At 67.1% G+C, this 23,922-nt stretch carries 23 protein-coding genes, 2 pseudogenes and 1 riboswitch; of the genes and pseudogenes, 10 read left to right on the top strand and 15 right to left on the bottom strand.

What is annotated here, in order from left to right; translation table 11 throughout:
• Positions 1 to 36: 36 nt before the first annotated feature.
• Positions 37 to 498: a hypothetical protein gene (locus ULB03_RS24285; RefSeq protein WP_322485657.1), complete on the bottom strand. Its 462-nt coding sequence runs from the start codon at positions 496 to 498 to the stop codon at positions 37 to 39.
• Positions 499 to 1,055: 557 nt separating this feature from the next.
• Here ULB03_RS24285 and ULB03_RS24280 point away from each other — a divergent pair.
• The 4 genes from ULB03_RS24280 to ULB03_RS24265 all read left to right on the top strand — a co-directional run bounded on the left by ULB03_RS24280 (position 1,056) and on the right by ULB03_RS24265 (position 5,330).
• Positions 1,056 to 2,003 carry an aldo/keto reductase gene (locus ULB03_RS24280; protein WP_322485656.1) on the top strand — a complete coding sequence of 316 codons (948 nt, stop codon included), beginning with the start codon at positions 1,056 to 1,058 and terminating at the stop codon, positions 2,001 to 2,003.
• Positions 2,004 to 2,173: 170 nt separating this feature from the next.
• Entirely contained in the window at positions 2,174 to 3,208 is a 1,035-nt protein-coding gene (locus tag ULB03_RS24275; RefSeq protein WP_322485655.1) for a GlxA family transcriptional regulator, read from the top strand.
• 69 nt (positions 3,209 to 3,277) lie between these two features.
• Positions 3,278 to 3,877: a cytochrome P460 family protein gene (locus ULB03_RS24270; protein WP_322485654.1), complete on the top strand. Its 600-nt coding sequence runs from the start codon at positions 3,278 to 3,280 to the stop codon at positions 3,875 to 3,877.
• Between the two features lie 247 nt (positions 3,878 to 4,124).
• Positions 4,125 to 5,330, top strand: coding sequence for a TetR/AcrR family transcriptional regulator (locus tag ULB03_RS24265; RefSeq protein ID WP_322485653.1), 1,206 nt, complete (start codon positions 4,125 to 4,127; stop codon positions 5,328 to 5,330).
• A gap of 15 nt (positions 5,331 to 5,345) precedes the next feature.
• On the opposite strand, the gene ULB03_RS24260 is transcribed toward ULB03_RS24265, so the two are convergent.
• The 4 genes from ULB03_RS24260 to ULB03_RS24245 form a co-directional block, all read right to left on the bottom strand.
• Entirely contained in the window at positions 5,346 to 5,696 is a 351-nt protein-coding gene (locus ULB03_RS24260) for a hypothetical protein (RefSeq protein ID WP_322485652.1), read from the bottom strand.
• Between the two features lie 46 nt (positions 5,697 to 5,742).
• A riboswitch (SAM-I-IV-variant riboswitch) is annotated at positions 5,743 to 5,873 on the bottom strand.
• 41 nt (positions 5,874 to 5,914) lie between these two features.
• A complete protein-coding gene (locus tag ULB03_RS24255; RefSeq protein ID WP_322485651.1) occupies positions 5,915 to 6,718 on the bottom strand; it encodes a MaoC family dehydratase in 804 nt (267 codons plus the stop codon).
• The gene (locus ULB03_RS24250) at positions 6,715 to 8,211 is read right to left on the bottom strand and encodes an acyl-CoA synthetase (protein WP_322485650.1); all 1,497 of its coding nucleotides are present in this window, start codon (positions 8,209 to 8,211) and stop codon (positions 6,715 to 6,717) included. Before ULB03_RS24250 ends, ULB03_RS24255 begins: the two co-directional genes overlap by 4 nt.
• Before the next feature lie 72 nt (positions 8,212 to 8,283).
• A complete protein-coding gene (locus tag ULB03_RS24245) occupies positions 8,284 to 9,015 on the bottom strand; it encodes a TetR/AcrR family transcriptional regulator (protein ID WP_322485649.1) in 732 nt (243 codons plus the stop codon).
• Between the two features lie 214 nt (positions 9,016 to 9,229).
• On the opposite strand from ULB03_RS24245, the gene ULB03_RS24240 reads away from it, so the two are divergent.
• The 5 genes from ULB03_RS24240 to ULB03_RS24220 all read left to right on the top strand — a co-directional run bounded on the left by ULB03_RS24240 (position 9,230) and on the right by ULB03_RS24220 (position 14,426).
• Positions 9,230 to 10,009 carry an alpha/beta fold hydrolase gene (locus ULB03_RS24240; RefSeq protein ID WP_322485648.1) on the top strand — a complete coding sequence of 260 codons (780 nt, stop codon included), beginning with the start codon at positions 9,230 to 9,232 and terminating at the stop codon, positions 10,007 to 10,009.
• Between the two features lie 58 nt (positions 10,010 to 10,067).
• The gene (locus tag ULB03_RS24235) at positions 10,068 to 12,305 is read left to right on the top strand and encodes a TonB-dependent receptor (RefSeq protein WP_322485647.1); all 2,238 of its coding nucleotides are present in this window, start codon (positions 10,068 to 10,070) and stop codon (positions 12,303 to 12,305) included.
• 87 nt (positions 12,306 to 12,392) lie between these two features.
• Positions 12,393 to 13,691: a spinster family MFS transporter gene (locus ULB03_RS24230; RefSeq protein ID WP_322485646.1), complete on the top strand. Its 1,299-nt coding sequence runs from the start codon at positions 12,393 to 12,395 to the stop codon at positions 13,689 to 13,691.
• Positions 13,692 to 13,761: 70 nt separating this feature from the next.
• On the top strand, positions 13,762 to 14,013 hold the full coding sequence (locus ULB03_RS24225) for an AbrB/MazE/SpoVT family DNA-binding domain-containing protein (protein ID WP_322485645.1): 252 nt from the start codon (positions 13,762 to 13,764) through the stop codon (positions 14,011 to 14,013).
• On the top strand, positions 14,010 to 14,426 hold the full coding sequence (locus ULB03_RS24220; protein ID WP_322485644.1) for a type II toxin-antitoxin system VapC family toxin: 417 nt from the start codon (positions 14,010 to 14,012) through the stop codon (positions 14,424 to 14,426). The genes ULB03_RS24225 and ULB03_RS24220 overlap by 4 nt, the downstream gene beginning before the upstream one ends.
• Here the strand turns inward: ULB03_RS24220 and ULB03_RS24215 are convergent, their stop codons facing one another.
• The 5 genes from ULB03_RS24215 to ULB03_RS24195 all read right to left on the bottom strand — a co-directional run bounded on the left by ULB03_RS24215 (position 14,427) and on the right by ULB03_RS24195 (position 19,320).
• Complete coding sequence (locus tag ULB03_RS24215; protein WP_322485643.1) at positions 14,427 to 15,890, bottom strand: APC family permease; 1,464 nt, start codon at positions 15,888 to 15,890, stop codon at positions 14,427 to 14,429.
• A 131-nt stretch (positions 15,891 to 16,021) separates the two neighbouring features.
• Positions 16,022 to 16,702 carry a GntR family transcriptional regulator gene (locus tag ULB03_RS24210; RefSeq protein WP_322485642.1) on the bottom strand — a complete coding sequence of 227 codons (681 nt, stop codon included), beginning with the start codon at positions 16,700 to 16,702 and terminating at the stop codon, positions 16,022 to 16,024.
• Positions 16,703 to 16,744: 42 nt separating this feature from the next.
• Complete coding sequence (gene hutH, locus ULB03_RS24205; RefSeq protein WP_322485641.1) at positions 16,745 to 18,277, bottom strand: histidine ammonia-lyase; 1,533 nt, start codon at positions 18,275 to 18,277, stop codon at positions 16,745 to 16,747.
• Positions 18,278 to 18,322: 45 nt separating this feature from the next.
• The gene (hutG, locus tag ULB03_RS24200) at positions 18,323 to 19,132 is read right to left on the bottom strand and encodes an N-formylglutamate deformylase (protein ID WP_322485640.1); all 810 of its coding nucleotides are present in this window, start codon (positions 19,130 to 19,132) and stop codon (positions 18,323 to 18,325) included.
• Positions 19,129 to 19,320: a hypothetical protein gene (locus ULB03_RS24195; protein ID WP_322485639.1), complete on the bottom strand. Its 192-nt coding sequence runs from the start codon at positions 19,318 to 19,320 to the stop codon at positions 19,129 to 19,131. Before ULB03_RS24195 ends, hutG begins: the two co-directional genes overlap by 4 nt.
• Before the next feature lie 235 nt (positions 19,321 to 19,555).
• Between ULB03_RS24195 and ULB03_RS24190 the strand changes: the two are divergent.
• A pseudogene (locus ULB03_RS24190) lies at positions 19,556 to 19,801 on the top strand (hypothetical protein); the annotation flags it as partial.
• A gap of 196 nt (positions 19,802 to 19,997) precedes the next feature.
• Here the strand turns inward: ULB03_RS24190 and ULB03_RS24185 are convergent.
• From ULB03_RS24185 to ULB03_RS27535, 5 genes and pseudogenes are all read right to left on the bottom strand, one after another.
• Positions 19,998 to 20,339 (bottom strand): PilZ domain-containing protein, encoded by a 342-nt coding sequence (locus ULB03_RS24185; protein WP_322485638.1) that lies wholly within the window; start codon positions 20,337 to 20,339, stop codon positions 19,998 to 20,000.
• A gap of 48 nt (positions 20,340 to 20,387) precedes the next feature.
• Positions 20,388 to 21,743 carry a pentapeptide repeat-containing protein gene (locus ULB03_RS24180; protein ID WP_322485637.1) on the bottom strand — a complete coding sequence of 452 codons (1,356 nt, stop codon included), beginning with the start codon at positions 21,741 to 21,743 and terminating at the stop codon, positions 20,388 to 20,390.
• A gap of 320 nt (positions 21,744 to 22,063) precedes the next feature.
• A complete protein-coding gene (gene rpoH, locus ULB03_RS24175) occupies positions 22,064 to 22,945 on the bottom strand; it encodes an RNA polymerase sigma factor RpoH (RefSeq protein ID WP_145734075.1) in 882 nt (293 codons plus the stop codon).
• A gap of 144 nt (positions 22,946 to 23,089) precedes the next feature.
• A complete protein-coding gene (locus ULB03_RS24170) occupies positions 23,090 to 23,380 on the bottom strand; it encodes an RluA family pseudouridine synthase (RefSeq protein ID WP_322485636.1) in 291 nt (96 codons plus the stop codon).
• Between the two features lie 3 nt (positions 23,381 to 23,383).
• Positions 23,384 to 23,766, bottom strand: a pseudogene (locus ULB03_RS27535) (RluA family pseudouridine synthase); the annotation flags it as partial.
• Positions 23,767 to 23,922: the final 156 nt, after the last annotated feature.

Genomic DNA, 23,922 nt, shown 5'->3' with positions numbered 1-23,922 from the left:
AATGCCTGTGCCAATCAAGCCGTATGGAATTAAAATTTAAGCGGGCTGGCAGAAGGGCCAAGGGTTACCTAATTTGCGGCACAGGTTGCGAATGGCATCCTGTAAGGCTTCGTTCGATACGATGACATAGTTGCCGTTACGAACTTTGATGTACTTGGTTCCCATTGACATCTGGTTCTTTTTTGCAAGTTCGACCAATTCTTTCATGATGCGTAATGATATCTCGTATAGATCCAGGGAATTCCAGCTTCCTGGCAAGTTGGGAGTGTCCTGTCCCCCGACCCGATCATCCCTTCCACCCGCGCTTTGATCCGTTAGTTCCTGATTGGAATTCTGCACCCCTACCACACGTTCGGATTCCGCGAGAGCAAAAGAGTTAATTCTCTCGGCGCTCTCCCCAATAAAAATAATGCCCTTGCGTTCCGCGACCTGGACCGCCCGTTCAATCAAAGACTGGTGAAAGCTTTGCGGAAAGTTCCTGAGGGAATAGGACATCATCGCGCTCCTTGGGTGGGGCGAAACAGGGTCAGGCACACCGATTAGGGAGGAGTAGGCGCTAAGTTGATGAATTCAATTTAATATATTAGGTTCATGGCATCAACAATTATAAATTGTTATTCAATTTCATGCTGCTCGAAATAATATTTTCGCAGCTGCTGGAGGGCCTGGACCCGGCCGGTGTCGCCCCGGCGCAGGTCACCGATATTCTGATCTCCCAAGCCCATTCCGCCCCATGCCGGCGCCCGGATTTCCATGGATGGATGGGGCAGCCCCGATTCCATCCATGGTTAACATCGCCCCGGGCTTGGCACTTACCGTGGTATAGTCCGCTACCCTTTGGAATTGGGCGTGGCGGTGGGAAAGATGGGCGGTTAAGCCTCGGCGCCTGCGGTGACTAAGAGGCGCCACTTCGTTTTCCACTCGACGGCGATCCTCGGAGAGGTCGAATATCGGGGGGCTGCGGAGGCATCCCCTCTTCCAGACGGTTTAACCACGGCTTTCATTCCCCATCCCTGACCCCATCCCTGGCCCCATCCTTGATCCGGATCGCACCCATGCCTGGCACCCCGACCCACATTCCGCCCGTTCCCGACGCCTTGAGCTGCCTGCATCCCGAAGGCCCGCGCCTGTCGCCGCTGGTCTGGGGCGCGTGGCGTTCCCGCGAGGGGGAAGAAACCGGCACCCCGGCAAAGCTTGCCCGCTTCCTGGAGGGGTGCCTGGAACTGGGCATCACCAGCTTCGATCATGCCGACATTTACGGCGATTACGGGGCGGAGGCCCTGTTCGGCCAGGCGTTGAAGGAATGGGGGGGCAAGCGCTCCGCCCTGCAACTGGTCACCAAGTGCGACATCGCCCTGCTGTCGCCCCAGCGGCCCGGCCATGTGGTGAAGCATTACAATACCTGCGGCGACCATATCACCGCCTCGGTGGAACAGTCGCTGCGCAACCTGGGCACGGATTACATCGACCTGCTGCTGCTGCACCGGCCGGATCCGCTGATGAACCCGGACAACACCGCCGACGCGCTGGACCGGCTGCTGCGGTCGGGCATGATCCGCCATATCGGCGTGTCCAACCATAACCCGTCGCAGGTGCGCCTGCTGCAGTCCCGGATGGCCCGGCCGCTGGTCACCAACCAGATCGAATTTTCCGTCACCACGCTGGCGCCCCTGTTCGACGGAACGCTGGACCAGGCGCTGGAACTGCGCATGCGTCCCATGGCCTGGTCGCCGCTGGGCGGTGGCGGCCTGTTCACCGGCGCCACGGAGCAGGCGCGCCGCACCCTGGCGGCGCTGGAGGCGGTGGGCGCGGAGATCGGGGTGAATGATCCCGGCACGGTGGCTTTGGCCTGGCTGATGCGCCATCCCGCGCGGCCGGTGCCGGTGCTGGGCACGACGCGCCTGGAGCGGGTGCGCACCTACACGCAGGCCGCCCACCTGAAGATGCAGCGCCAGCACTGGTTCCAAATTCTGGAGGCCAGCCAGGGTCACGAGGTGCCCTGACCCCGCGCGGCCAGCCGCCGCTGGCGGCGGTTGGTGCCACTTGGCCAGGGTCCACCGGCGATGGCCGGAAGTGTCGGGCGGATGTCCTTCCGCCCGGCACCCGTCCCGCGGATACTGTCCCCATCGCACACCCCGGCATCGGGGTGGGATGGGGACGGATTGGGGCAGGCATGACGCGGGCACCGGCGCTTATCGGAATCATCGGCTACGACGACGTCAACGCCCTGGACGTGACCGGCCCGGCCGAGGTCTTCGCCAACGCCGCCGATCTGGCAGAGGGTGGTTTGGCAGAGGGTGGCTTGGCGGAGGCCGGTCAGGCGGGACCGCCGCGCCATCGCCCCTACCGCGTCGTGCTGATCGGCGTGGCGGTAGGGGCCTTCACCAGTGAGTCCGGTATCACCTTCATGCCGGCAAATAGTCTGGCGGCGGATGACGTGCCGGATTTGGACACGCTGATCATCGCGGGCGGCAAGGGCCTGCGCGAGCCGGCGACCAACGGGGCCGTTGCCCATTGGCTGGCGGATAACGCCCATCGTTTCCGCCGGGTGGCCAGCGTCTGCACCGGCATTTACGGCCTGGCGGCCAGCGGCCTGATGGACGGCCGGCGGGTCACGACCCACTGGCGCCACGCGGCCGACCTGGCGCGCAAGTTTCCCGCGCTGCGCGTCTGCGATGACGCCCTGTTCCTGAAGGATGGGCCTTTCTACACGTCGGCGGGTGTCACCGCCGGCATCGACCTGGCGCTGTCGCTGGTGGAGGAGGATCACGGGCCGGCGCTGTCCCTGGCGACGGCCCGGGAACTGGTGGTGTTCGTGAAGCGCCCCGGCGGCCAGGCCCAATTCTCCGAGCCCCTGCGGTTCCAGAGCCGGGCGGCCGACCGGTTCGCCGATCTCTCCGCCTGGATTCTGGGTAATCTGGACCGCGATTTGTCCGTCGACCAGTTGGCGACCCGGGTGAACCTCAGTCCCCGCCAGTTTCGCCGCCGCTTCATCGCCGCCTTGGGCCGGCCGCCCGCCGACTACATCGCCGATGTGCGCCTGGGCGAGGCGTGCCGCCGTCTGCTTCAGCCCGGAACGACCGTGGACGCGTTGGCGCCGGCCGTCGGCTTCCGCAGCGCCGACGCCTTCCGCCGCGCTTTCCGCCAGCGGTACGGCGTGTCCCCCAGCCAGTATCAAGCCCACTTCTCCCCAGCCGGAACCGGCTGACCCATCCACCACCCCACCAGCGGAGGCCCTCATGGCCTGGTTCTTTCCGCCCGCCGTCTCGCGGCGGCGATGCCCCTGCTTTGCCTGCTGTCTATCACCGCCGGTCCGTCCATCGCGGCGGACGACACCCCCCCGTTCGTTCCGCGTTTCGATAAGGATGACCGCTTGGCCTTCCCGGACGGGTACCGCGAATGGGTTTATGTCACCACCGGCCTGGACATGTCCTATGGTCCCGCCCGAAGCATGGGCCATTCCATGTTCGACAACGTCTTCGTGAACCGTGAGGCCTACCTCACCTTCAAGCAAACCGGCACCTGGCCAGAGAAGACGACCTTCGTGCTGGAGGTGCGCGGCGCGGCGGACAAAGGCTCCATCAACAAGAACGGCCATTTTCAGACGTCGGAGGTCATGGGGCTGGAGGTCCATGTGAAGGACACCGCGCGCTTTCATGACGACGGCTGGGGTTTCTATTCCTTCGCGGTGGATGACGCGACGCCGGCGCCGGCCGAGCAATTGCCCGTGGAGCAAAGCTGCTACAGCTGTCATCGGGAGCATGGCGCCGTGGACACGACCTTCGTCCAGTTCTACCCGACCCTTACCCCCATCGCCGCCGCCAAGCACACCTTCAGTGCCGCCTACCTGTCCGAAAGTAAGCAGGGTGGGCCGTGACGTCTCCCGGCCGGGCGATCTTCTGGGCAGGGAGAGCCTGCCGCGGCGCAATTGTGATATATTCTGACATCCTTGCATTGCTGTTGTAACCCGGATGGATTATCAGTGCTGGACGGCAGTTGAAAAAAGCACGGTCATGAACTCTGGCCTGATGTCCCCGACTCGTTCGGCTTTATCCAATATCCCAGACGATCGCGCATCGGGGGCCGCGCCCCCGCCCCGCGCCGCCCCGCGGCCCTTGGCCGGCGTGCGGGATCGGCTGATCGACCAGGGCCATACCCTGTTGGCCCAAGGCGGGCTGAAGGCCCTCAGCGTCCGCAATCTGGCCGCCGCCGCGGGACTCTCAGCCAGCGCCGTCCCCTATCACCTGGGGGATAAGGACAGCCTAACCCAGACCGTTTTCCAGGCGGCTGTGGAGCGGGACCGGCAGACCTGGGTGCAGTTCCATGAGTCCGTGGGCCGGGAAGGCATGCCCCTGGCGGCCTTGGCGGAGGCCTTGGTGGTGCAGGCGCTGGACCTGTCCTTCCGGCAGGGCGCCATCGAGTTGGTATGGTATGAGCTGATCCATCAGGCCCGCCACACCCCCGCGCTGCGTCCCATCCTGGCCGATTGGTATGAGGAGCGGAAGGCGCGCAACCGCGACCTGTTCGCTTTGGCCGGCCTGCCGGCCCATGTGGCGGACGTCATGACCCATTACCTGGTGGGTGACCGTTCCACCCTGCTGGTGGCCGGTGGCGCCTCGGGCTACGCCCTGTCGGTGGCGGAAAATATCCGTTACCTGTGCGACCCCCAAGGCAACAGCGGCCTGTGGTATGAGCGTCTGCGCCGCCCGGCATGCCGGGCGGCGGACGGCTTGGACACCTTAGGTGAGACCGAGCGGCGCATCGCCGCCGCCGCCGTCGCCATCATCATCGACCAGGGCGTGGCCGCCGTCACCCACCGCGCGGTGGCGCAGCGGGCCGGTGTCTCCCTATCCTCCACCACCTATCATTTCCGCTGTCGAGCCGACATCATCCGCCGCGCTTTCCAGTTGATCCATGAGGATCTGCGGCGGGAGGTTCCGGCGACCCACCGCGAGCCCCCGCCCCTGTGCGTCTTTCTGCGGGCCGTGGCGGAGCACATGCTGGTGCCGGTGGCAGGCGAACGCGTCGCCGGGCGCAACGCCACCTACGCCATGGGCGACTTCGCGTTGGAGGCCTGCCGCGACACACCGCTGGTCCCGCTGTACCTGACCTTCCGCCAGGATCGGGGATCACGTATCTGTGCGGCGCTCGACCATGTGGTCGGGGGCCCATCCTCCCTTTCCCCGTTCCAGGCGCAGATCGTCTCCACCTGGATGCAGGGGCGCGCCCAGATCCTCAATGCCCTGGACGCGCCGCCCGACGTGGACGGCTATGCCGGGGAATTGATCGTCCTGCTGCGTTATCTGCAGCCGGCCTTGCCCAGGATTTGAGGCGTCCCCAGCGGATCAGAAGTTCAGGCGTCCCAGGTGGCGTCCGGCCAGGACCCAGGCGCGGGCGGCGGCCAGCTGTTCGCCCGGCAGCACCTGGCGCAGGTGGACCACCCGGCGCTGATGATGCCGGCTTTCCAGCACTGTGTAGATGTGGGTGTGGACGCCATGGCGCCGGTGCACGACGGCATAGGTGCGGGCGACACAATCGGACACGCCCGGCAGGGGCGTGCGTTCCTCCCGCAGCAGGTGGACGCTGTCGCCTGGCCCACTGACGATGCCGGGGGCGGGCTCAAGTGCGGGCTGGCCCTCTTCCGGCTGCGTAATGACAGGGGAAGGGCTTACGGGGAAGGCGGCGGGTATATGCACGGCGTGTCCACTCCAGACGGACGTGACCGGCCCTGCGACCATACGCTGCGACCCACTTGGTTGCCGCCGCACGGGATCAATCCCGGTGGCCGCCACATCTCCGCATGTGCTGCGGAAACCACCTTGCCTGGGTTGGCAGGTTGGTGCGGGACGCCGGCCCCGCTCCTGATGCAACAACGACGGCGTCGCCGCCGTCGGATATTGGATACTATCGCTGGTCAGGCTTGGCAATCCGACATTTGGGCATGGCTGGCCCAGCGTTCCGGGCCCCAATGGGGCGCCAGAACCAGGGCGCGGCCGGTGGCGACGGTCTCACCCCTTCCCCCGCCCGCATGGATGCGGCAGACCGTGGCCAAGTCCACCAGCCGCTTGTCGGGGCGCAGCCGGGTGATGGTCACCGTGGCGTCCAGCGGTGCATCCAGCGGCACCCGGCGCGAGAACACCGTTTCCTGCTTCAGGTAATTGGTGCCGGGCCCCGGCAGGCGCGTCCCCAGCAGGAAGGAAAACAGGCTGAGCACCAGCGGTTCCCGCAGGCGATGGCCGGTCAGCCGCTCATAAAGGCCAAGATCAGCGTCGGCATAGAGGCGGGTGACGCTGGCGGTGGAACCGCCCAGCGGATCGGTCCAGCCATTGTCGGGGGGCAGTGAGGAGGCCAATGGGGCCAGGGTCGCCACGCCCTCGCACACGGCCTGCCCATCGGCTTGGCGCTGGGCCAGAAGTCGGACGCGGGTGTCGTCCTGCGGGTCGGCGCGGAAGACCAACGCCTCGTCAGCGTAGGCCGGGGCGGGAAAGGTCACGGCCAGCCGGGCCAGCGGCGGACCGGGCCGCGCGTCGGATACCAGGCCCCGCAGCAGGGCGCACAGCAAGGCGCCATGCGCCACGGTGCGTCCGAAGTGGGTGCGGGCGGCGTGGCCGGCATCCAGATGGATGGGGTTGTCGTCGCCCGACAGGCGGGCGAAGGCGGCGAAATCATCCTGGGTCAGGGTGTGCTCCGCCTGCGCGGGGCCGCTCAGCACGCTCACGACGCCAAATCCAGGCCCGGCGGCGGCACCATCAGGCGATGCTTTTGGATTTTCCCGGCGGCGGTGCGGGGAAAGTCATCCACCAGGACGAAATGGCGCGGCACCTTGTAGCCGGCCAGCAGGGCGCGGCAATGGCGCGCCAGGCTATCCACATCGGTTCCAGGCTGGACACGGACGTGGGCCTGTCCCACCTCCCCCCACACGGCGTCCGGCATGGCCACCACCGCGACCTCCAACACGCCGGGATGCCGCAACAGGGCGTTTTCCACCTCCACCGGGTAGACGTTTTCCCCGCCGGAAATGAACATCTCCTTCAAGCGGCCGGCGGGGTAGTAATAGCCATCATCGTCCTGGCGCACGAGATCGCCGGTGCGCAGCCAGCCGTCCTCGGTAAAGGCCGCCGCCGTCGCCGCCGGCTGGCGCCAATAGCCGGGCGTGACGGCGGCGCCCTTCACCCACAGCTCCCCCACCTGCCCTGGGGGCACGTCCCGCCCCTGCGCATCCGCCACGCGCACCCGGCACAGGATCTGCGGCTTGCCGATGGACCCCACCTTGGCTCGGGCACCGGCCGGGTCGTTCAGGAACAGGGTGGGGCCCGTTTCCGTCATGCCCATGCCGTTGCAGACGGGGGCGCCCCGGTCGAGGAAGCGGCGCGCCAGCGCATCCTCCAACGGCGCGCCGCCGCAGGCCCAGCGCCGCACCCCGCCCAGGTCCGTGGTGGCGAACCGGGGATGCAGCGCCAACTGCCGGTAAACGGCGGGAACGCCGAAGAAGGTGGTGATGCGGCCGTCGGCGATGAGATCAAGCACGGCATCGGCGTCGAACCCCGGCCGCACCAGCACCTCGCCCCCTGCCATCAGCAGCGGCAGGGTGTGCAGGTTGATGCCAGCGGTGTGGAACAGCGGCAGATAGTTCAGGGTGCGGTCGCTTTCCGACAAATCCACACCCTGGCGCAGGTTGACGTAATTCGCCATGGCCATGCCGTAGGTGTAGAGCACGGCCTTGGGCTCCCCCGTCGTGCCGGAAGTGTAGAGCAGATACCAGATGTCGTCGGCGGGCCACACCTCCCGCGCCGCCAGCGGCCGGTGCGTGCCCACCCGCGCATCGAAGCCATCGTCCAGGTTGAAGCACGCCACGGGCAGCGCCTCCGCCGTGGCGCCATCCTCCACCCCGTGGAACAGCAGCCGGGGCTGGCAGTCCGCCATCACGCGGCCCAACTCCGCCGCCGGCATACGCCAATTCAGGGGCACCAGGATGCAGCCCAACTTGGCACACGCGAACAGCAGCACGAAAAAGGCGGGGCGGTTGCGGCAGAGCACCGCCACGCGATCGCCGGGTTCGATGCCCAGCGACGCCAGCATGCCGGCGGCGCGGGCGGCGCGATCGTCCAGCCCGGCATAGCTCAGGGTGTCACCGGTGGTGAGGTCCACCAGGGCCACGCGGTCGGGCGACAACCGGGCGCGTTGCGCCGTCAGGTCGAACAGATCCCACATGATCCGGCGCGGCGCGCGCCACTCCCTTGTTGTTCCGGTTACGCAATGGTCCCGTTAACGCAAGGCATCACATCAGGGCTTCAGCCCCCGGGCGATGAAATCGGCGGCCTCCGCCGCGATGTCCGCCGCCGGGCGGTCGTCCCCCCAGACGGCGTAGCGCTGGCCGATGAAGACGCTGATGCCGATCAAGGCCCAGGCCCGCACCTCCACATCGCCCTCCCGTATCTCCCCCCGTTTCTTGGCCGACTCCAGATTGTTGATATAGCCGTCGGCGAACACCTGATAGTAGCGCCGGTACGCGTCCTCGGCAACGAACTGCGCCTCCATCACGATGCGATAGAGGTTGCGATGGGCCCGCACGAACTCGATGAAGGCCTCCAAACCCACCCGCTCGGCCGTCAGGCGGTCGGGCGCCTGGGCCACCCGTTCAGCGATCCAGCGGCGGGTCAGCGCACCCATATCCTCCACCAGCGCCCGGAACAGCGATTCCTTGCTGTCGAAGTAGGTGTAGAAGGTGCCCAGCGCCACGGCGGCCCGTTGGGTGATGCCGCTGACCGACGCCTCGTGAAAGCCGCGCTCGCCAAATTCCAGGGCGGCCGCGTCCAGCAACTTGCGCAGGGTGCGCTTGCCCCGCTCCGTGCGTGGCGCCTTGTCGCCGGCCGCCGCCTCCGCCGTGGGCATGTCGGTTTCCCGGCCCTCCGCTCCATCCCGCGTCAGGGCATCCCCCTCGCCCTCGTCCGGAACCTGCCCTACCGCATCCGGCCCCACCGCATCCCGGCCCATTGCACCCCGCGATTGCGCCATGCCCCACCTCCCTCTCTTGTTTTTCAGAACTTGAACGTTGACTCAACTTTCATCTTACGGCAAGCATGTCGGCGGGAGGATGGTGCCGCCGGCACATTCGTGTCGCTGGATACCACGAAGCGCGGGAAACACCGATGCACGAACTGGGGCGACAGGCCGGGGCGCGGCCACGCGGGGGGACGCATGCCCGCTGACACCGGCTGACGGCGGCCTGATGGCCTACCGCCTGGCGGGTCAGGGGCGCCCCTTGGTGCTGCTGCACGGCTGGGCCACGCACGGTGGTTTCTTCGCCCCGCAGGTCGCCGGCTTGCCCGGTACCTTCCAGATGGTAGCCCCTGACCTGCCTGGTCACGGCGTCACCCCTGCCCTTCGGCCCACGGTGACGGGCCAGGCGGAGGCGCTGCGCGCCCTGCTGACCGCCCTGGACCTTCGCGGCGCCGTGCTGGTCGGCTGGTCCATGGGGGCCATGGTGGCCTGGCGCGCCCTGCTGGATGGCGTGGCCAACCGGGTGGCCGGCTTGGTGGTGGTGGACATGAGCCCGCGCCTGTGCAACGGCGCCGGGTGGCCCTGGGGACTGCGCGGTGCGGTCCAGGAGCGCGGGCCGCAGGCGGCGCGGCTGCTGGCCGCCGACTGGGCCGCCTTCGCCCCGCGCATCGCCCGCCGCATCTTCGCCGCCGGCACCCCGCGCACCGACCTGCGCCACTGGGCGGAGGGGGAGATCGCGGCCTGCGATGCCGAGGCGATGGCCGCGCTGTGGCTGGATCTGCTGGCCCAGGACTTTCGGGCGGACCTGGCGCGCCTGCGGTTGCCCACGCTGATCCTGCGGGGCGCCTTGAGCCAGCTTTACCCCGCCGGGACGGCGGACTGGCTGGCGGCGGCCCTGCCCCAGGCGCGGCAGGTCACCTTCGCCGCCTCCGGCCATGCCCCGCATCTGGAGGAGCCGCGACGCTTCAACGAGATCATCGCCGGCTTCGCCGCCGGCCTGCCGCCCTGACTGGTTGGAACCGGCGGAAAACGGCGATCAACGAACCAAAGAACGGGAGGGTAAGGACATGGGCAAGGCTGCAGATTGGACGTTGGGGCGGATGCTGAGGGGGATTTCGCGGGCCTCGGTCGCGGGCCTGGTCATGGGGACTGCGGCATGGGTGCAGGAGGCAGCGGCGCAAACGGCGCCCCCCGCCCCGGAGGACGACACGATACAAGAGGTGGTGGTGACGGCCCGCCGCCGGGCGGAAAACCTGAAGGATGTGCCGGTGGCGGTCACCGCGATATCGGCCGACCAATTGCAGGCCCAGGGCTCCGTCAACCTGACGGACCTGGAGTACAAGTCGCCCAACACCACGGTGCAGGTGGCGCGCGGTTCCAACTCCACCCTCATCGCCTTCATTCGCGGCGTGGGCCAGCAGGACCCGCTGTGGGGCTTCGAACCCGGCGTGGGCCTCTATGTCGATGATGTCTACATCGCCCGCCCGCAGGGTGCCGTGCTGGACATCTACGACGTCAGCCGTATCGAGGTGCTGCGCGGGCCGCAGGGCACGCTGTACGGCCGCAACACCATCGGCGGCGCCATCAAGTACGTGACCCGCGACATGACCGACCAGCCCACCGCCAACGCGCGGGTGGAGATCGGCAGCTATAACGAGCACAACGTCATCTTGTCCGGCAGCACGCCGCTCAGCGAGAAGTTCGCCATCGGCGGCGCCGTGGCCATCTACCGTCACGACGGCTACGGCCACAACCTCTACACCGGCGCCGACCAGTACAATAAGGACGTGGTCGCCGGCCGCATCAGCGCGGAGTTCAAGCCCACCGAGACATTCACCATCAAGGTGGCGGCCGACCAGACCAACGACATGTCCAACGCCAAAAGCGGCCACCGCGAAACGGTGACACCGGCCGGAGCCGCGCCCCTGCCCGACGACTACGACACCATGGCCGGCGTGGGCGACCATAACTTCGTGACCAACCGCGGCATGTCGTTGACGGCGGAATGGCAGGTGTCGGACCAGTGGCTGTTCAAGGCCATCAGCGCCTACCGGGACGGCTACACCCAGACCAATATCGACTTCGACAACCTGCCCCAGCCCTATCTGGACGTGCCCGCCCAATACAAGGACCACCAGTTCAGCCAGGAGGTCCAGGCCGTCTATACCGGTGAGCGGCTGCAGGGGGTGGCCGGCATCTATTACATGGATGCCACGGCGGCCGGCGCCTTCGATACCGATGTGCAGAACCTGGGGCTCAGCATCCTGACCTCCGGCTCGGTCAAGACCAAGAGCGTCGCGGGCTTCACCGACCTCAGCTATGACATCACCGATGACCTCAAGGTGTCGCTGGGCGGCCGCTACACCAACGACGACAAGACGGGCAGCGTCTATCGCGCCTATTACCTGGGCATCCGCAGCCCGGCGTTCGGCGGCAAGCAGCAGGCCCCCTTCTCCATCCGCACCAACTACACCAACGACCGCAGCTTCGGCGAGTTCACGCCCCGCGCCAGCGTCAGTTACAAGCTGACGCCGGATATGACCGGCTATGTCTCCTACTCCAAGGGCTTCAAGTCCGGCGGCTTCGACATGCGCGGCGACGCGGTGCTGACCCCCGACACGGTCAAGGGCTACAACCCCGAAACGGTCAACAGCTATGAGGTGGGCCTGAAGGGGGACTATCTGGACCGGCGCCTGACCTTGAACGTGGCCGGATTCTACGCCGACTATTCGGGCCAGCAGGTGACAACCCAGGTGCCCACCGCCACCGGCATCGCCAGCTTCGTCGACAACGCCGGTGCCAGCCACATCTATGGCCTGGAGTTGGAGGCCGTGGCCAAGTTGACCCGCCAGCTGACCGCCCAGGCCAATGTCGGCTACACCCTGGCGCAGTTCGACAAGTTCCTGTCCTATGATCTGACCAGCAGGCAATACGTGGACGTGGCCAACACCCGCGGCTTCCAGAACACGCCCAAATGGACCACGGGGTTCACCCTGTCCTACCTGCTGCCCTTCGATGACAAGAGCACCCTGAACTCCTCCGCCAGCGTGTCGTACCGCAGCTTCACCCAGCTATACGACACCGCCAGCATCCTGGACCAGCCGGGCTACACCTTGCTGGACCTGAATTTCATCTGGACCTCCGCCAATGACCATTGGCAGGTGGGCCTGCATGCCAAGAACCTGACCGATGAGCGCTACCGGGTGGGCGGTTATCCCTTCGGCGGCGCCACCTATGCCAATTCCTTCGCCGCCTATTACGGCCCGCCGCGCACCATCACCGGCACGGTTGGCCTGCATTTCTGAGACCGGCGTGTCCGGCGCCTGGGCGGGTGGGATCCAGATCAGCGGTCCCGCCCGCTTCCCCATGCTAGAGAACAGCCAGGATCACCCATGAGCGAGAGCACGATGACCGAAACCGCCCTTCCGCCGGCCCCGACCCTGGTCCGGCCAGGATATCGCGTCCTGGTGATGGCGGCGCTGTTCGTCGTCTACACCCTGAATTTCGTGGATCGCCAGATCCTCAGCATCCTGGCCGTGCCCATCAAGACGGAACTGGGCCTGACCGATACCCAGTTGGGCTGGTTGGGCGGCCCGGCCTTCGCCCTGTTCTACACCTTCCTCGCCATCCCCATCGCCCGGCTGGCTGACCGCATGAGCCGGGTGCGCATCATGGCGGTGTCGCTGGCGCTGTGGAGCGGCTTCACCGCGCTGACCGGCCAGGTGGGCCTGTTCTGGCAGCTGTTCCTGTGCCGCATGGGCGTGGGCGTGGGGGAGGCCGGCGGCGTGGCCCCCGCCTATTCCCTGATCAGCGACTATTTCCCCAAGCGGCAGCGCGCCCGCGCCCTGGCCGTCTACTCTTTCGGCATCCCCTTTGGCAGCGCCTTGGGCATCCTGCTGGGCGGCTACATCGCCACGGCGGTGAACTGGCGCCTGGCCTTCACCGTCTGCGGCGTCGCCGGCCTGGTCATGACGCCGATCTTCCTGCTGACGGTGCGCGAGCCGGTGCGCGGCGCGTTCGACGCCGTGAAGAACGCGGGCAGCCCGGTGCCGTTGCGGGCCGTTCTGGCCATCCTGGGCACCAAGCCGTCGTTCTGGCTGCTGTCCGCCGGGGCCGCCTCCTGCTCCGTCCTGGGGTATGGGCTGGCGTTCTGGATGCCGTCGTTCCTGGGACGCATGCACGGCATGGCGCTGACCGACGTCTCGCTGCTGCTGGGCGGCGGCACCCTGGTGGCGGGAACCTTGGGCATCTGGGCGGGCGGCGCCCTGGCCGACCGGCTGGGCGGCCGTGCCAAGGCGGCCTATCCCCTGGTGCCGGCGGTGGCCTTCCTGATCGCCGTGCCGCTCTACGCCCTGGGCTTCCTGGCCAAGGAACTGTGGCTGGTGGCGGCGCTGTGCACCCTGCCGCTGGCCCTGGGCCTCGCCTGGCTGGGCCCCATCATTGCCGCCGTGCAGCATGTGGTGCCGCCGTCCATGCGGGCCACGGCCTCGGCCATCTTCCTGTTCATCAACAACCTGGTGGGCATCGGCTTCGGCATCTTCTTCTTCGGCCGCCTGTCCGACTTCCTCGCCCCCCGCTTCGGCGCCGAGGCCCTGCGCTACTCCATGCTGATCGGCCTGGGCTTCTACCTGCTGAGCGCCCTGTTTTTCATCCTTTCCAGCCGCCGCCTGGAACGGGATTGGGAGGGGTGACACTACCCGGGTTGCCAGTAAGGGTAGTGTGCCTTACGATAGAGATGATCTCCATCAGGGACACTCTCCCATGTCCATTGAGCTGACAGTGACGGCCAAGGGCCAGGTTACCTTACGCCAAGAGGTTCTGGCTCACCTGGGAATTGGGCCTGGTGACAAGGTCGTGGTCGATCTGCTTCCTGACGGTAGGGTCCAAGTCCATGCCAAGCCGGGCTTGGCGATAACGGAGTTGTTCGGCGCTCTGAAACGGCCCGGCCAGCCCGTCCTAACCATTGACGAAATGAATGAGGCGATCACGGCCGGTTGGGCTGGCGAGCGGTGAAGATTACCATCGATACCAACATCCTCGTCCGTTTCTTCATTGAAGACGATCCAGAGCAGGCGGACGAGGCGCGCGCCCTGATGGCCAAAGCGACACGGATCGTCATTCCCCTGCCCGCGTTGTGCGAGGCGGCCTGGGTATTGCGACGCGGGTATCGACTTCCCGCCAGGGATATCGCGGATCAACTGGAACGCCTGCTGCTTGTCGATGTGATCGTGGTCGACAGGTCGGCGTTGGCGGCGGGTGTCGCTTTTCTGCGTGCCGGGGGCGATTTCGCCGATGGGGTTATCGCGACCGAAGGCCGGGACAAGGGCGGTGAGGTGTTTGTCTCGTTTGATCGTGGCGCCGTCAACCGTTGGCGGCGCATGGGCGGGAACGCTGCCGAACCCGCCCTTCTGCTGTCCGCCGGCTGATCACTCCGCCAGTTGCGCTTCGCGCTGGCGGGCGGAGTTGCGCATGCCGTAGGCGAAGTAGATGGCCAGGCCCAGCAGGCTCCACGCGCCAAAGCGGATCCAATTGCTGAGGCCCAGCGAGATCATCAACGCCACGCAGATCACGGCACCGATCACGGCCACCACCGGCAGGTAGGGCACGCGGAAGGGGCGCGGGCGGTGGGGGTCGCGCACGCGCAGCACCAGGGTGGCGACGCAGACCAGGGCGAAGGCCATGAGCGTGCCCAGGGACACCAGGTCGCCCAGCACGTCCAGGGGGGCGATGCCGCCGATGATGGCGGCGACCAGGGTCACCCACAGCGTCGCCTGCCACGGCACATGGTGTTCCGGGTTGACCGAGGCGAAGGACGGCGGCATCAGGCCGTCACGCGCCATGGCGTAGAAGATGCGGATCTGACCGTAGTTGCAGATGAGGATGGCGGAGCCCAGGCCCAGGATGGCGGCCAGGTTGATGATCATGCCCAGCCAGGCCAGGGACGGGCCGGCGTTCTTGATGGCGATGAAGATGGCCTCGGGCGCGTCCAGCATGGTGTAGGGCGCCAGGCCGGTCATGACCAGGCCCACCACCACGTACAAGGTCACGCAGACGGCCAAGCCGCCCAGGATGCCGCGCGGCACCGTGCGCTGGGGCGACCGCGCCTCCTGCGCCGCGGTGGAAACGGCATCGAAGCCGATATAGGCGAAGAACAGGGTGCCGGCCGCGCGGAACACGCCGGACCAGCCGAAGGCCCCCTCGCCCGTGTTCGCCGGAATGAAGGGGTGCCAGTTGGCGGTGTCGACATAGAAGATGCCCACCACCGCGAACAGCACCATGGCGCCGACCTTGATGGCCACGGAGATGTTGTTGAAGCGCGCGGTTTCCTTGATGCCCAGGCTGAGGATCACGCCGCACAGGGCGATGATGAACACGGCCGGCCCGTTGATGAAGGCCCCGGTCCACTCAAAACCCTTCTCGTCCGAGTAGGACAAGGGGGCCGACGCCAGGTTGGTGGGCAGATGCACCCCCCATTGCTCCAGGAAGGCGTTGAGGTAGCCGGAGAAGCCCACGGCCACGGCCGAGCCGCTGATCATGTATTCCAGCACCAGGTTCCAGCCGACCAGCCAAGCCACCATTTCGCCCAAGGTGGCGTAGGTATAGCTGTAGGCGCTACCTGCCACAGGGATGACGGTGGCCAGTTCGGCGAAGCACAGCCCGGCGAACAGGCAGGCCAGGGCGGCGAAGGCGAAGGAGATGGCGACCGCCGGGCCGGCATGGGTGGCGGCCTGCGATCCGGTCATGACGAAGATGCCGGCCCCCACCGTGCACCCCACGCCCGCCAGGATCAAATCCAGCGTGCCCAGGCCGCGCGTCAGCTTCGCGGCGCCGTGCTTCCCCTCACCGGCCGCGATGAGCGCATCGACCGGCTTGACCGTCCATAACCCCATACCCGTCCCTTTCCCCATTCGCGCCAATCAGGTGGGCCGCACGTCCGGGGCCCTGTCCTATCCATTATTCCCGTCCTAGCACGTTCCGGTACGCCCGTCCCAGCCTGGCCCCCCGAACGGCATCAAATTTTTCAGTCGACCCCATCCTCTTCCGGTGACGGGTACTGGCGCAGCACCGCCTCGATCACGAAGTTCTGGCCGGTGTAGACATGCTCATACAGCAGTTGGGCCGCCTTCTCCCCGTCCCCGGCGATCAAGGCGGCCAGCACGGGCTGGCTGCCGGCGCGGTATGCCGCCGCCCCTTCGGATTGGGGGATGCCCATGAACAGCGGGCGCTGTCCGCGCTCGAACAGGTTTTGCAGGATTTGCTGCAGGCGCGGGTTGCCTGAGGCCTCCGCGATGGTCTCGTGGAAATCCTGGTCGGCCTCCAGGATCTTGCGGTGCTGGTCGGGGTCGTCCGGTTCCACCGTGATGGTGGTGGCCCGCACCAGCCGGCGGACATGCGCCGTGGTCAGCCGTCCCGCCGCCAGCCGCCCGGCCATGGGCTCCAGGGCCAGGCGGATCTGGAAGCAATGCATGATGTCTTCGGGCGTGATGGGCGCCACGGTGAAACCGCTGCGCGCCCGCGCCGCCATCAGCCCTTCCTGGCACAGGCGGGCCAGGGCGGTGCGGACGGGCGCCTTGCCGAAGCCCAGCCGCTCCGCCAGCAGGGCCTCGCTGACCCGCTGCCCGGGCGTCAGGCGGCAGAGCATGATATCGGCGCGCAGGGCCTGGTAGGCCCGTTCGCTCAAGCGTTCCTCAGTGGTGGTCAAGGTCCGCTTCCCTCCTGCTCATGCCGCCCTGGTGCCCCCCTCTTACTGGAACTCCAGCCCCGCGCCCACAGATTCGTCCACCAGATCGCCGTTCACCACCAGGGCCTTGGCGGCGGCGATGTCGGGGGCGAAGTAGCGGTCCTGGTCATAAGCCGGGACCACGGCGCGCAGCTTGGCGCGGGCCGCCTCTAATGCTTCCGAGGTCTTCAGCGGCAGGTGGAATTCCAGGCCCTGGACGGCGGCCAGCGCCTCGATGCCGACGATGCCGGCGGCGTTGTCGGCCATGTCGATCAGGCGGCGGGCCGCCCAGGTGGCCATGGAGACGTGGTCCTCCTGGTTGGCGGAGGTGGGGATGCTGTCGACCGAGGCCGGATGGGCCAGGCCCTTGTTCTCGCTGGCCAGGGCCGCCGCCGTGACGTGGGCGATCATGAAGCCGGAATTGATGCCGCCGTCCTTCACCAGGAAGGCCGGCAGGCCGCCGTTGTGGTGCGGGTCCACCAGCATGGCGATACGGCGTTCCGACAGGTTGCCGATCTCGGCCAGCGCCAAGGCGATCTGGTCGGCGGCGAAGGCCACCGGCTCGGCATGGAAGTTGCCACCGGACAGGATGTCGCCGGTGTCGGGGAAGACCAGGGGGTTGTCGGTGACGGCGTTGGCCTCGATCAGCAGCGTGCCCGCCGCCATGCGCAACTGGTCCAGGCAGGCGCCCATGACCTGCGGCTGGCAGCGCAGGCAATAGGGGTCCTGCACCCGCTCGCAATCCAGGTGGCTGGCGCGCACGGCGCTGCCGTCCAGCAGGCGGCGATAGGCGGCGGCGGTATCGATCTGGCCCTTCTGGCCGCGCAGCTCATGGATGCGGGCGTCGAAGGGCGTGTCGGACCCACGGGCCGCGTCCACCGACAGGGCGCCGGTGGTCAGCGCCGCCTGGAACACACGCTCCGCCGCGAACAGGCCGTTCAGCGCCAGCGCGGTGGACACCTGGGTGCCGTTCAGCAGCGCCAGGCCTTCCTTGGGGCCCAGGTCCATGGGCTCCAGCCCCGCCCGCTTGATGCCGTCGGTGGCGGGCAGGATCTGGCCGTCCACCCGCACCTCGCCCACGCCCAGCAGCGGCGCCACCAGGTGTGCCAGCGGCGCCAGGTCGCCCGAGGCGCCGACGGAGCCCTTGGACGGGATGCAGGGGTAGACGCCGTGGTTGGCCAGGGCGACCAGCGCGCGGATGACGCTGCCACGCACGCCGGAATAGCCGCGCGCCAGGCTGGAAATCTTCAGCACCAGGATCAGGCGCACGATGGCGTCGTCCAGCAGCGGGCCGGTGCCCACCGCGTGGCTGAGCACCAGGTTGCGCTGCAACTGCGACAGCTGGTCATTGCCGATACGGGTCTTGGCCAGCAGGCCGAAGCCGGTGTTGATGCCGTAGGCGGTGCGGCCGGCGGCCATGACGGCGTCCACCGTGGCGGCGGACTTTTCCGCATGGGTCAGGGTGGCGTCGTCCACCATCAGGCGGACGGGGCCCGCCAGGGTGGCGCGCAGGTCAGCCAGGGTCAGGCGGCCGGGGACCAGGGTAAGGGTGTGCATGGCACGGGAACTCCCGAGAAAAAACAATAGGCTGTGAGGCTGTCTTCAGGCGCTGGCGTAATGCCGGGCGGCGGCGGACAGAAAAGTTTCGATCATGGAACGAAGCACTGGGCGCAGTCGGTGACAGCGTTCGCCGTCCAGCGCCGGTATCAGGCCGGGGGCCAGGTGGGTGTCCTGCGACAGTTCCAGTTGCAGGGCGTGGACATGCGCCGCCGGTTGGCCGTAGTGGCGGGTGATGTGCCCGCCCTTGAACCGGCCGTTCAGCACGGCGCTGTACGCGCTGGCCTGGGCCACGCCGAACACCGCGTCGGTGAAACCGCCGGCGCAGGAGGCTCCGGCGTTGCTGCCCAGGTTCAGGTCTGGCAGCCGGCCCTCGAACAGGCGCGGCACCTCCGCCGCGATGGAATGCGCATCCCACAGCAGGGCGTAACCGTGCCGCGCCTTCAGTCGCTCCAGCTCCGCCGACAGTTGGGCGTGATAGGGCTGCCAATAGGTGGCGACGCGGGCGGCCTTTTCGGCATCGTCCGGCCCCTGCCCCGGCAGGTACAGGGGCGTGCCGTCGAACATGACCTCCGGGATCAGGCCGGTGCCGGCCTGGCCGGGATAGAGGTTGGCGTCATCCGCCGGCCGGTTCAGATCCACGACGTAGCGGCTGTGGCCCGCCACCAGGGTGGAGGCGCCGATCGCGTCCGCGAAGTCGTACAGAGCGTCGACATGCCAGTCGGTGTCGACCAGCGCGTGCGCCTCCGGCACCAGGCGGGCGGCGATGTCGCCCGGCACCTGAATGCCGACATGCGGGAAGGAGATCAGCAGCGGCACCGTCCCCTGCCGGAAGGTGAAGATCGGCGCCGTCATTTGCCGACCGTGGGCTGGTCCAGGTCATGGCGGTGGCCGCAGCCGATGGCCAAGTCGTGACCTGTCAGAGGACGCTGGCCATGGTCCAGCCAGTACAGTTCCTCCAGGCGTTCACCACTGGGCGTCGCCGCCGCACCACGGTCCCAGCCACCGGGCCGCAGGGCCAAGCCGGTGAATAAGATGCGCATGTTGACGCCGCGCGGTGGAAGGGGGGAGCCCATTGACATGCCTCTTGCCTGTTTCGCCGGCTGGCGGCCATTGATGGCCGCCAGTTGATCACCGGAACTGTCTTTTTCGGTGGCCAGGATGACGATACGGGCCCATCCTACCGGTGGATTGATGGATCGTAAAGACTTGTCGGATCATCTGACCTGTCAGAAATCTTCAGAAGGCGGACCCTATCCCCCCGCCAACCTAGCCATCATGGCGGCGGGGGCGGCAACGCCTTACGGTGGCGCTGAAAATGGCGCCCTGGCGGTGCACGTACGGGGATGCCGGCAGCCGGTGGATCACGCCGAGCTTGATTGACGGCCACGCCCACCTGGTGTTCGGCGGTGAGCGGGTGACGGAATTTGAATTGCGCCTGAACGGTGCCAGTTATTCTGAAATTTCACGGGCTGCGGCGGCATCGCCCACACGGTGCGGGAGACACGGGCAGCCAGCGACGACGCGCACTACCAGCCTGGCCACCCGCCGGAATTGGCCTATTGGCTGGATGGCAACGCCCGCGCGGGGCGGGTGCGGGCCGGGCGTCCTGTCCAGGACGAGTGCCGGCTGCGTAAAGCCAGACGCAGCCGGCACTAGCTGAGTCTGTCCACGAGCAGCTTCACGCCCAAAGGGGATTTTCAGCTTTGGCCGATCGGCTCTAACGAGCGTCCGACATCGCCAGCAGGCAGGCCAGGAAGTCGGCGGCATCCTCCGCCTCGTCCAGGAAATCGGCGCCGATGACGCGCCGGTCCACATCCACGCGGCGGACAACGATGGGGAACAGTGCCACGCCGTTGGTGACCTCGCTGTGGATGCTGACCGTCAGCGTCTGGCCCGGCGCCAGCGTGTCGACGCCGCCCCGCAATTGCAGGCCCAGCCCCTTGCCTGACCAGTCGACCAGCCGCGCCGCTTCGCGACCAACGCGTATCGGATAGGCCTCGCCAGGCTGGCGCACGGCTTCACGCCGGTCATTTGACAGGGGTTCGGTGGTGCTGGTCATGCTTCCATCTTACCACAATCACAGGGGCCCCACGTATGGGGACCAAGATCACAGGGCCAGGGATTCGGCGGACAAATTCTTGGCGCCGCGGAAGTCGGCGTTGCGGATGTCGGCCTCGCGCAGGTCGGCCATGGTCAGGATCGCGTCCGTCAGGCTGGCGCCCGCCAGGATGGCGTTGCGCAAATTGCCTTGGGTCAGGTCGCCATCCTCCAACCGTGCGGCGGTCAGGTCGGCGCCCGCCAGGTTCACCCGCACCATGCGCGCCTTGTTGAAATTCGTGGGCCAGGCGTGGCCGTTGCGCAAATCCATGGGGCAGGCCACGGCGTTGGCCAGGTTGGCCTCGTTCAGGCTGGCGCGCTCCAGGCAGGCGCCGCGCAGATCGGCCCCCGCCAGTTCGGCGTGGCGCAAGTCCGCCATGGAGAGATCGGCCATGGCCAGCACCGTGCCGCTGAGGTTGGCCCCCTTCAGGTTCGCCTGCTTGAGGATGGCGGCCGACAGGTTCAGGTTGGACAGGTCCTGCCCACTGAGGTCGATCGCGGAGAAGTCGGCCCGCTGCCCCTTGCCGCCATTGCTCAAGATCCACAATCGGTGCCGACGCAGCGTCTCACCGATGGTGCCCTCGATATCGTCCAGGCGCCGCACCAGGTCGGCCCCGGTCAGGTTGGCCATGGACAGGTCCACATCGTCCAGCAGCGCGCCCAGCAGGCTGGCCTTGGACAGGTTGGTGCTGCGCAGCAGGGCGCGGGTCAACACGGCCCCGTCCAGCTTGGTGCCGCTGAGGTTGGCCTCCGACAGGTCCGCCCCTTCCAGGTTGCAGCCGGTGAGGTCGGAGCCGCTGAGATCCGCCCTGACGAAGACGGCGCCCCGCAGGTCCGTGTCCCGCAGGTCCGTCTGCATGACGAAGGCGTTGGATAGCTTGGCGTAGCTGAGGTCGGCCCTGGTCATGGACGCCTCGGCCAGTTCGGCGGAGGCGTTGCCCTGGACATTGGGGGTCAATTCCCCGTTCTTGCTGCGCATCAGATGGCCGTCCCGCAGGTCGGCTTCCACCATCACCACCCGCTGCATGCTGGCGCCGCGGAAGGCGGCCCCGCGCAGGTCGGCGCGGACCAGATTGGCCCGCTCCAACGTGGCGCGCCGCAGGTCGGCCCCGAACAGGCAGGCGGACCGCAAGTCGGCGTCCGACAGGTTGGCCTCGCTCAGGCGGGCGCCCGTCAGATCCGCATCCGCCAAGACACGGCCCCGCAGCACCGCGTGCGACAGGTCGCAAAATTTAAGGCAAGCGCGTGCGCCACCCCGCTGACCCTGCAGGTAGCGAAGGTGCAGAGCCAGCATCTGTTCGATCTCCGCGGCCGACAGGCGCCGATATCCAATGTCCAGGCTGTCGAGGTCGGCCTTATGGCTCATAACAATCTCAGGTTCTTCCATTCATAACGCGGCACTTATGGTGATAGCCTGTGATCGTTAATAAAAGGTCTTTAAGGCCGAATTGGCCGGCCAGGGATGAAAAAATTAACGAGGATGGTGAAAGGTGTAGCCGCTTTCTTTTTTCGCCTTTTTATTCAAAGGGCGAGAGGTCGGCTTTATCACCTTTTGTAAGGTTCGCCGTCGCTCCCACACCATAAAAGGCAACGGCGGGACCCAAGGCCCCGCCGTCTTATTCAAACACCCTTGCCCTTCGACCGTACCTGCGGCCGTCGGCCTTGCAGCCGGGTAAAAGTCCAGGCTTAGGCTAGGTGCGTTTCCAAGGCCGCGTTCTTCACCGCCTTCTGAAGCTTTTCGAACGCGCGCACCTCGATCTGGCGGACACGCTCCCGGCTGATGCCGAACTCCTGCGACAGATCCTCCAGCGTCGTCGGGTCGTCCCGCAGGCGGCGTTCGGCCAGGATGCGACGCTCACGGTCGTTCAGGCCCTTCATCGCGCCGGCCAGCAGGGCCTTGCGCTTGCCCAGTTCCTCCCGGTCGGCCAGGCGGATTTCCTGGCTTTCCGTTTCATCGACCAGCCAATCCTGCCACTCACCCTCGCCATCCACGCGCAGGGGCGCGTTCAGGCTGTGGTCGGGGCTGCCTAGGCGGCGGTTCATGGACACGACGTCCTGCTCCGGCACGTCCAGCTTGGTGGCGATGGCGGTCACCGTCTCGGGCGACAGGTCGCCGTCATCGATGGCCTGCATCTGGCCCTTCAGCTTGCGCAGGTTGAAGAACAGCTTCTTCTGCGCGGCCGTCGTGCCCATCTTCACCAGGCTCCAGCTATGCAGGATGTATTCCTGGATCGCGGCGCGGATCCACCACATGGCGTAGGTGGCCAGGCGGAAGCCGCGATCAGGGTCGAAGCGCTTCACCGCCTGCATCATGCCGACGTTGCCTTCGGAGATCAGCTCCGACAGGGGCAGGCCATAGCCGCGGTAGCCCATGGCGATCTTGGCCACCAGGCGAAGGTGGCTGGTCACCAGCTGGTGGGCGGCCGTGCCGTCCTCATGTTCCTGCCAGCGCTTGGCCAGCATGAACTCCTTTTCCGGCTCCAGCATGGGGAAGCGGCGGATTTCCTGGAGATAGCGCGACAGGCTCGATTCCGAGCTGATGGCGGGGATGGCGGGCAAGGTGGCCATGGTCAACAACCTTTCACGGCTAAGGATCCCCGGATATCGGGCGATCCCCCCGGTACCGGATGCTCAACAGAGCCCCCCGGGCGGGGTTGGGGTGACACGTTGATCAGTATACGCTTGAGACGCGCATCCGACCACATTTTAAAATCATTCTAAACTAGAAAGCAGCCCTGCGAGATCGGCGGGCAAGGCGCTGGTGAAGGCCAGCATCCCACCACTCACCGGATGACGGAAGGCGATGTCCTTCGCATGCAACGCTTGGCGACGAAAACCGAGAAGTCCGGCTTGCGCCGCCGCCGACGCTTCCTTCAGCCGCGCGCCCAACGCCCCGGTGGGGCGCGCCTTGCCGTACAGCGGGTCGCCCACCAAGGGGTGGCCGATCTGGGCCATGTGCACCCGGATCTGGTGGGTGCGGCCGGTGGCCAGCTTGCATTCCACATGGGTGGTCAGCAGGCCGTGCCGGGCCAGGACCCGCCAGCGCGTCAGCGCCGGCTTGCCCCCCTGCTTACCACGGCCATGCGCTTGCGATCCGTCGGATGGCGGCCGATGTTGCCCTCGATTTCGCCCTGGGCTTCCGCCGGCGCGCCCCAGACCACGGCGTGGTAGGTGCGCGACAGGGTGCGGTCGGCGAATTGCGCGGACAGCCCGGTGTGGGCGCGATCGGTCTTGGCCACCACCATCAGGCCGCTGGTGTCCTTGTCCAAGCGATGGACGATGCCCGGCCGGCGCACGCCGCCGATGCCGGACAGGCGCTCGCCACAATGGAACAGCAGGGCGTTGACCAGCGTGCCGTCCGGATTGCCGGCGGCGGGATGCACCACCATGCCGGCCGGCTTGTCGATCACCAGCAGGTCATCATCCTCGAAGACGATGGTCAGCGGGATGTCCTGCGCCACCGGTACCGCCGCCTCGGGCGCCGGAACCGAGATGTGGAAGACCTGGCCGGGTTTGACCCGGTAGGAGGCGTCGTCTATGGTCTG

Origin of the sequence: Nitrospirillum goiasense (genome assembly GCF_034427435.1) — a bacterium.
Lineage (GTDB): Bacteria > Pseudomonadota > Alphaproteobacteria > Azospirillales > Azospirillaceae > Nitrospirillum.
This window is presented reverse-complemented; position numbering and strand designations above follow the sequence as displayed.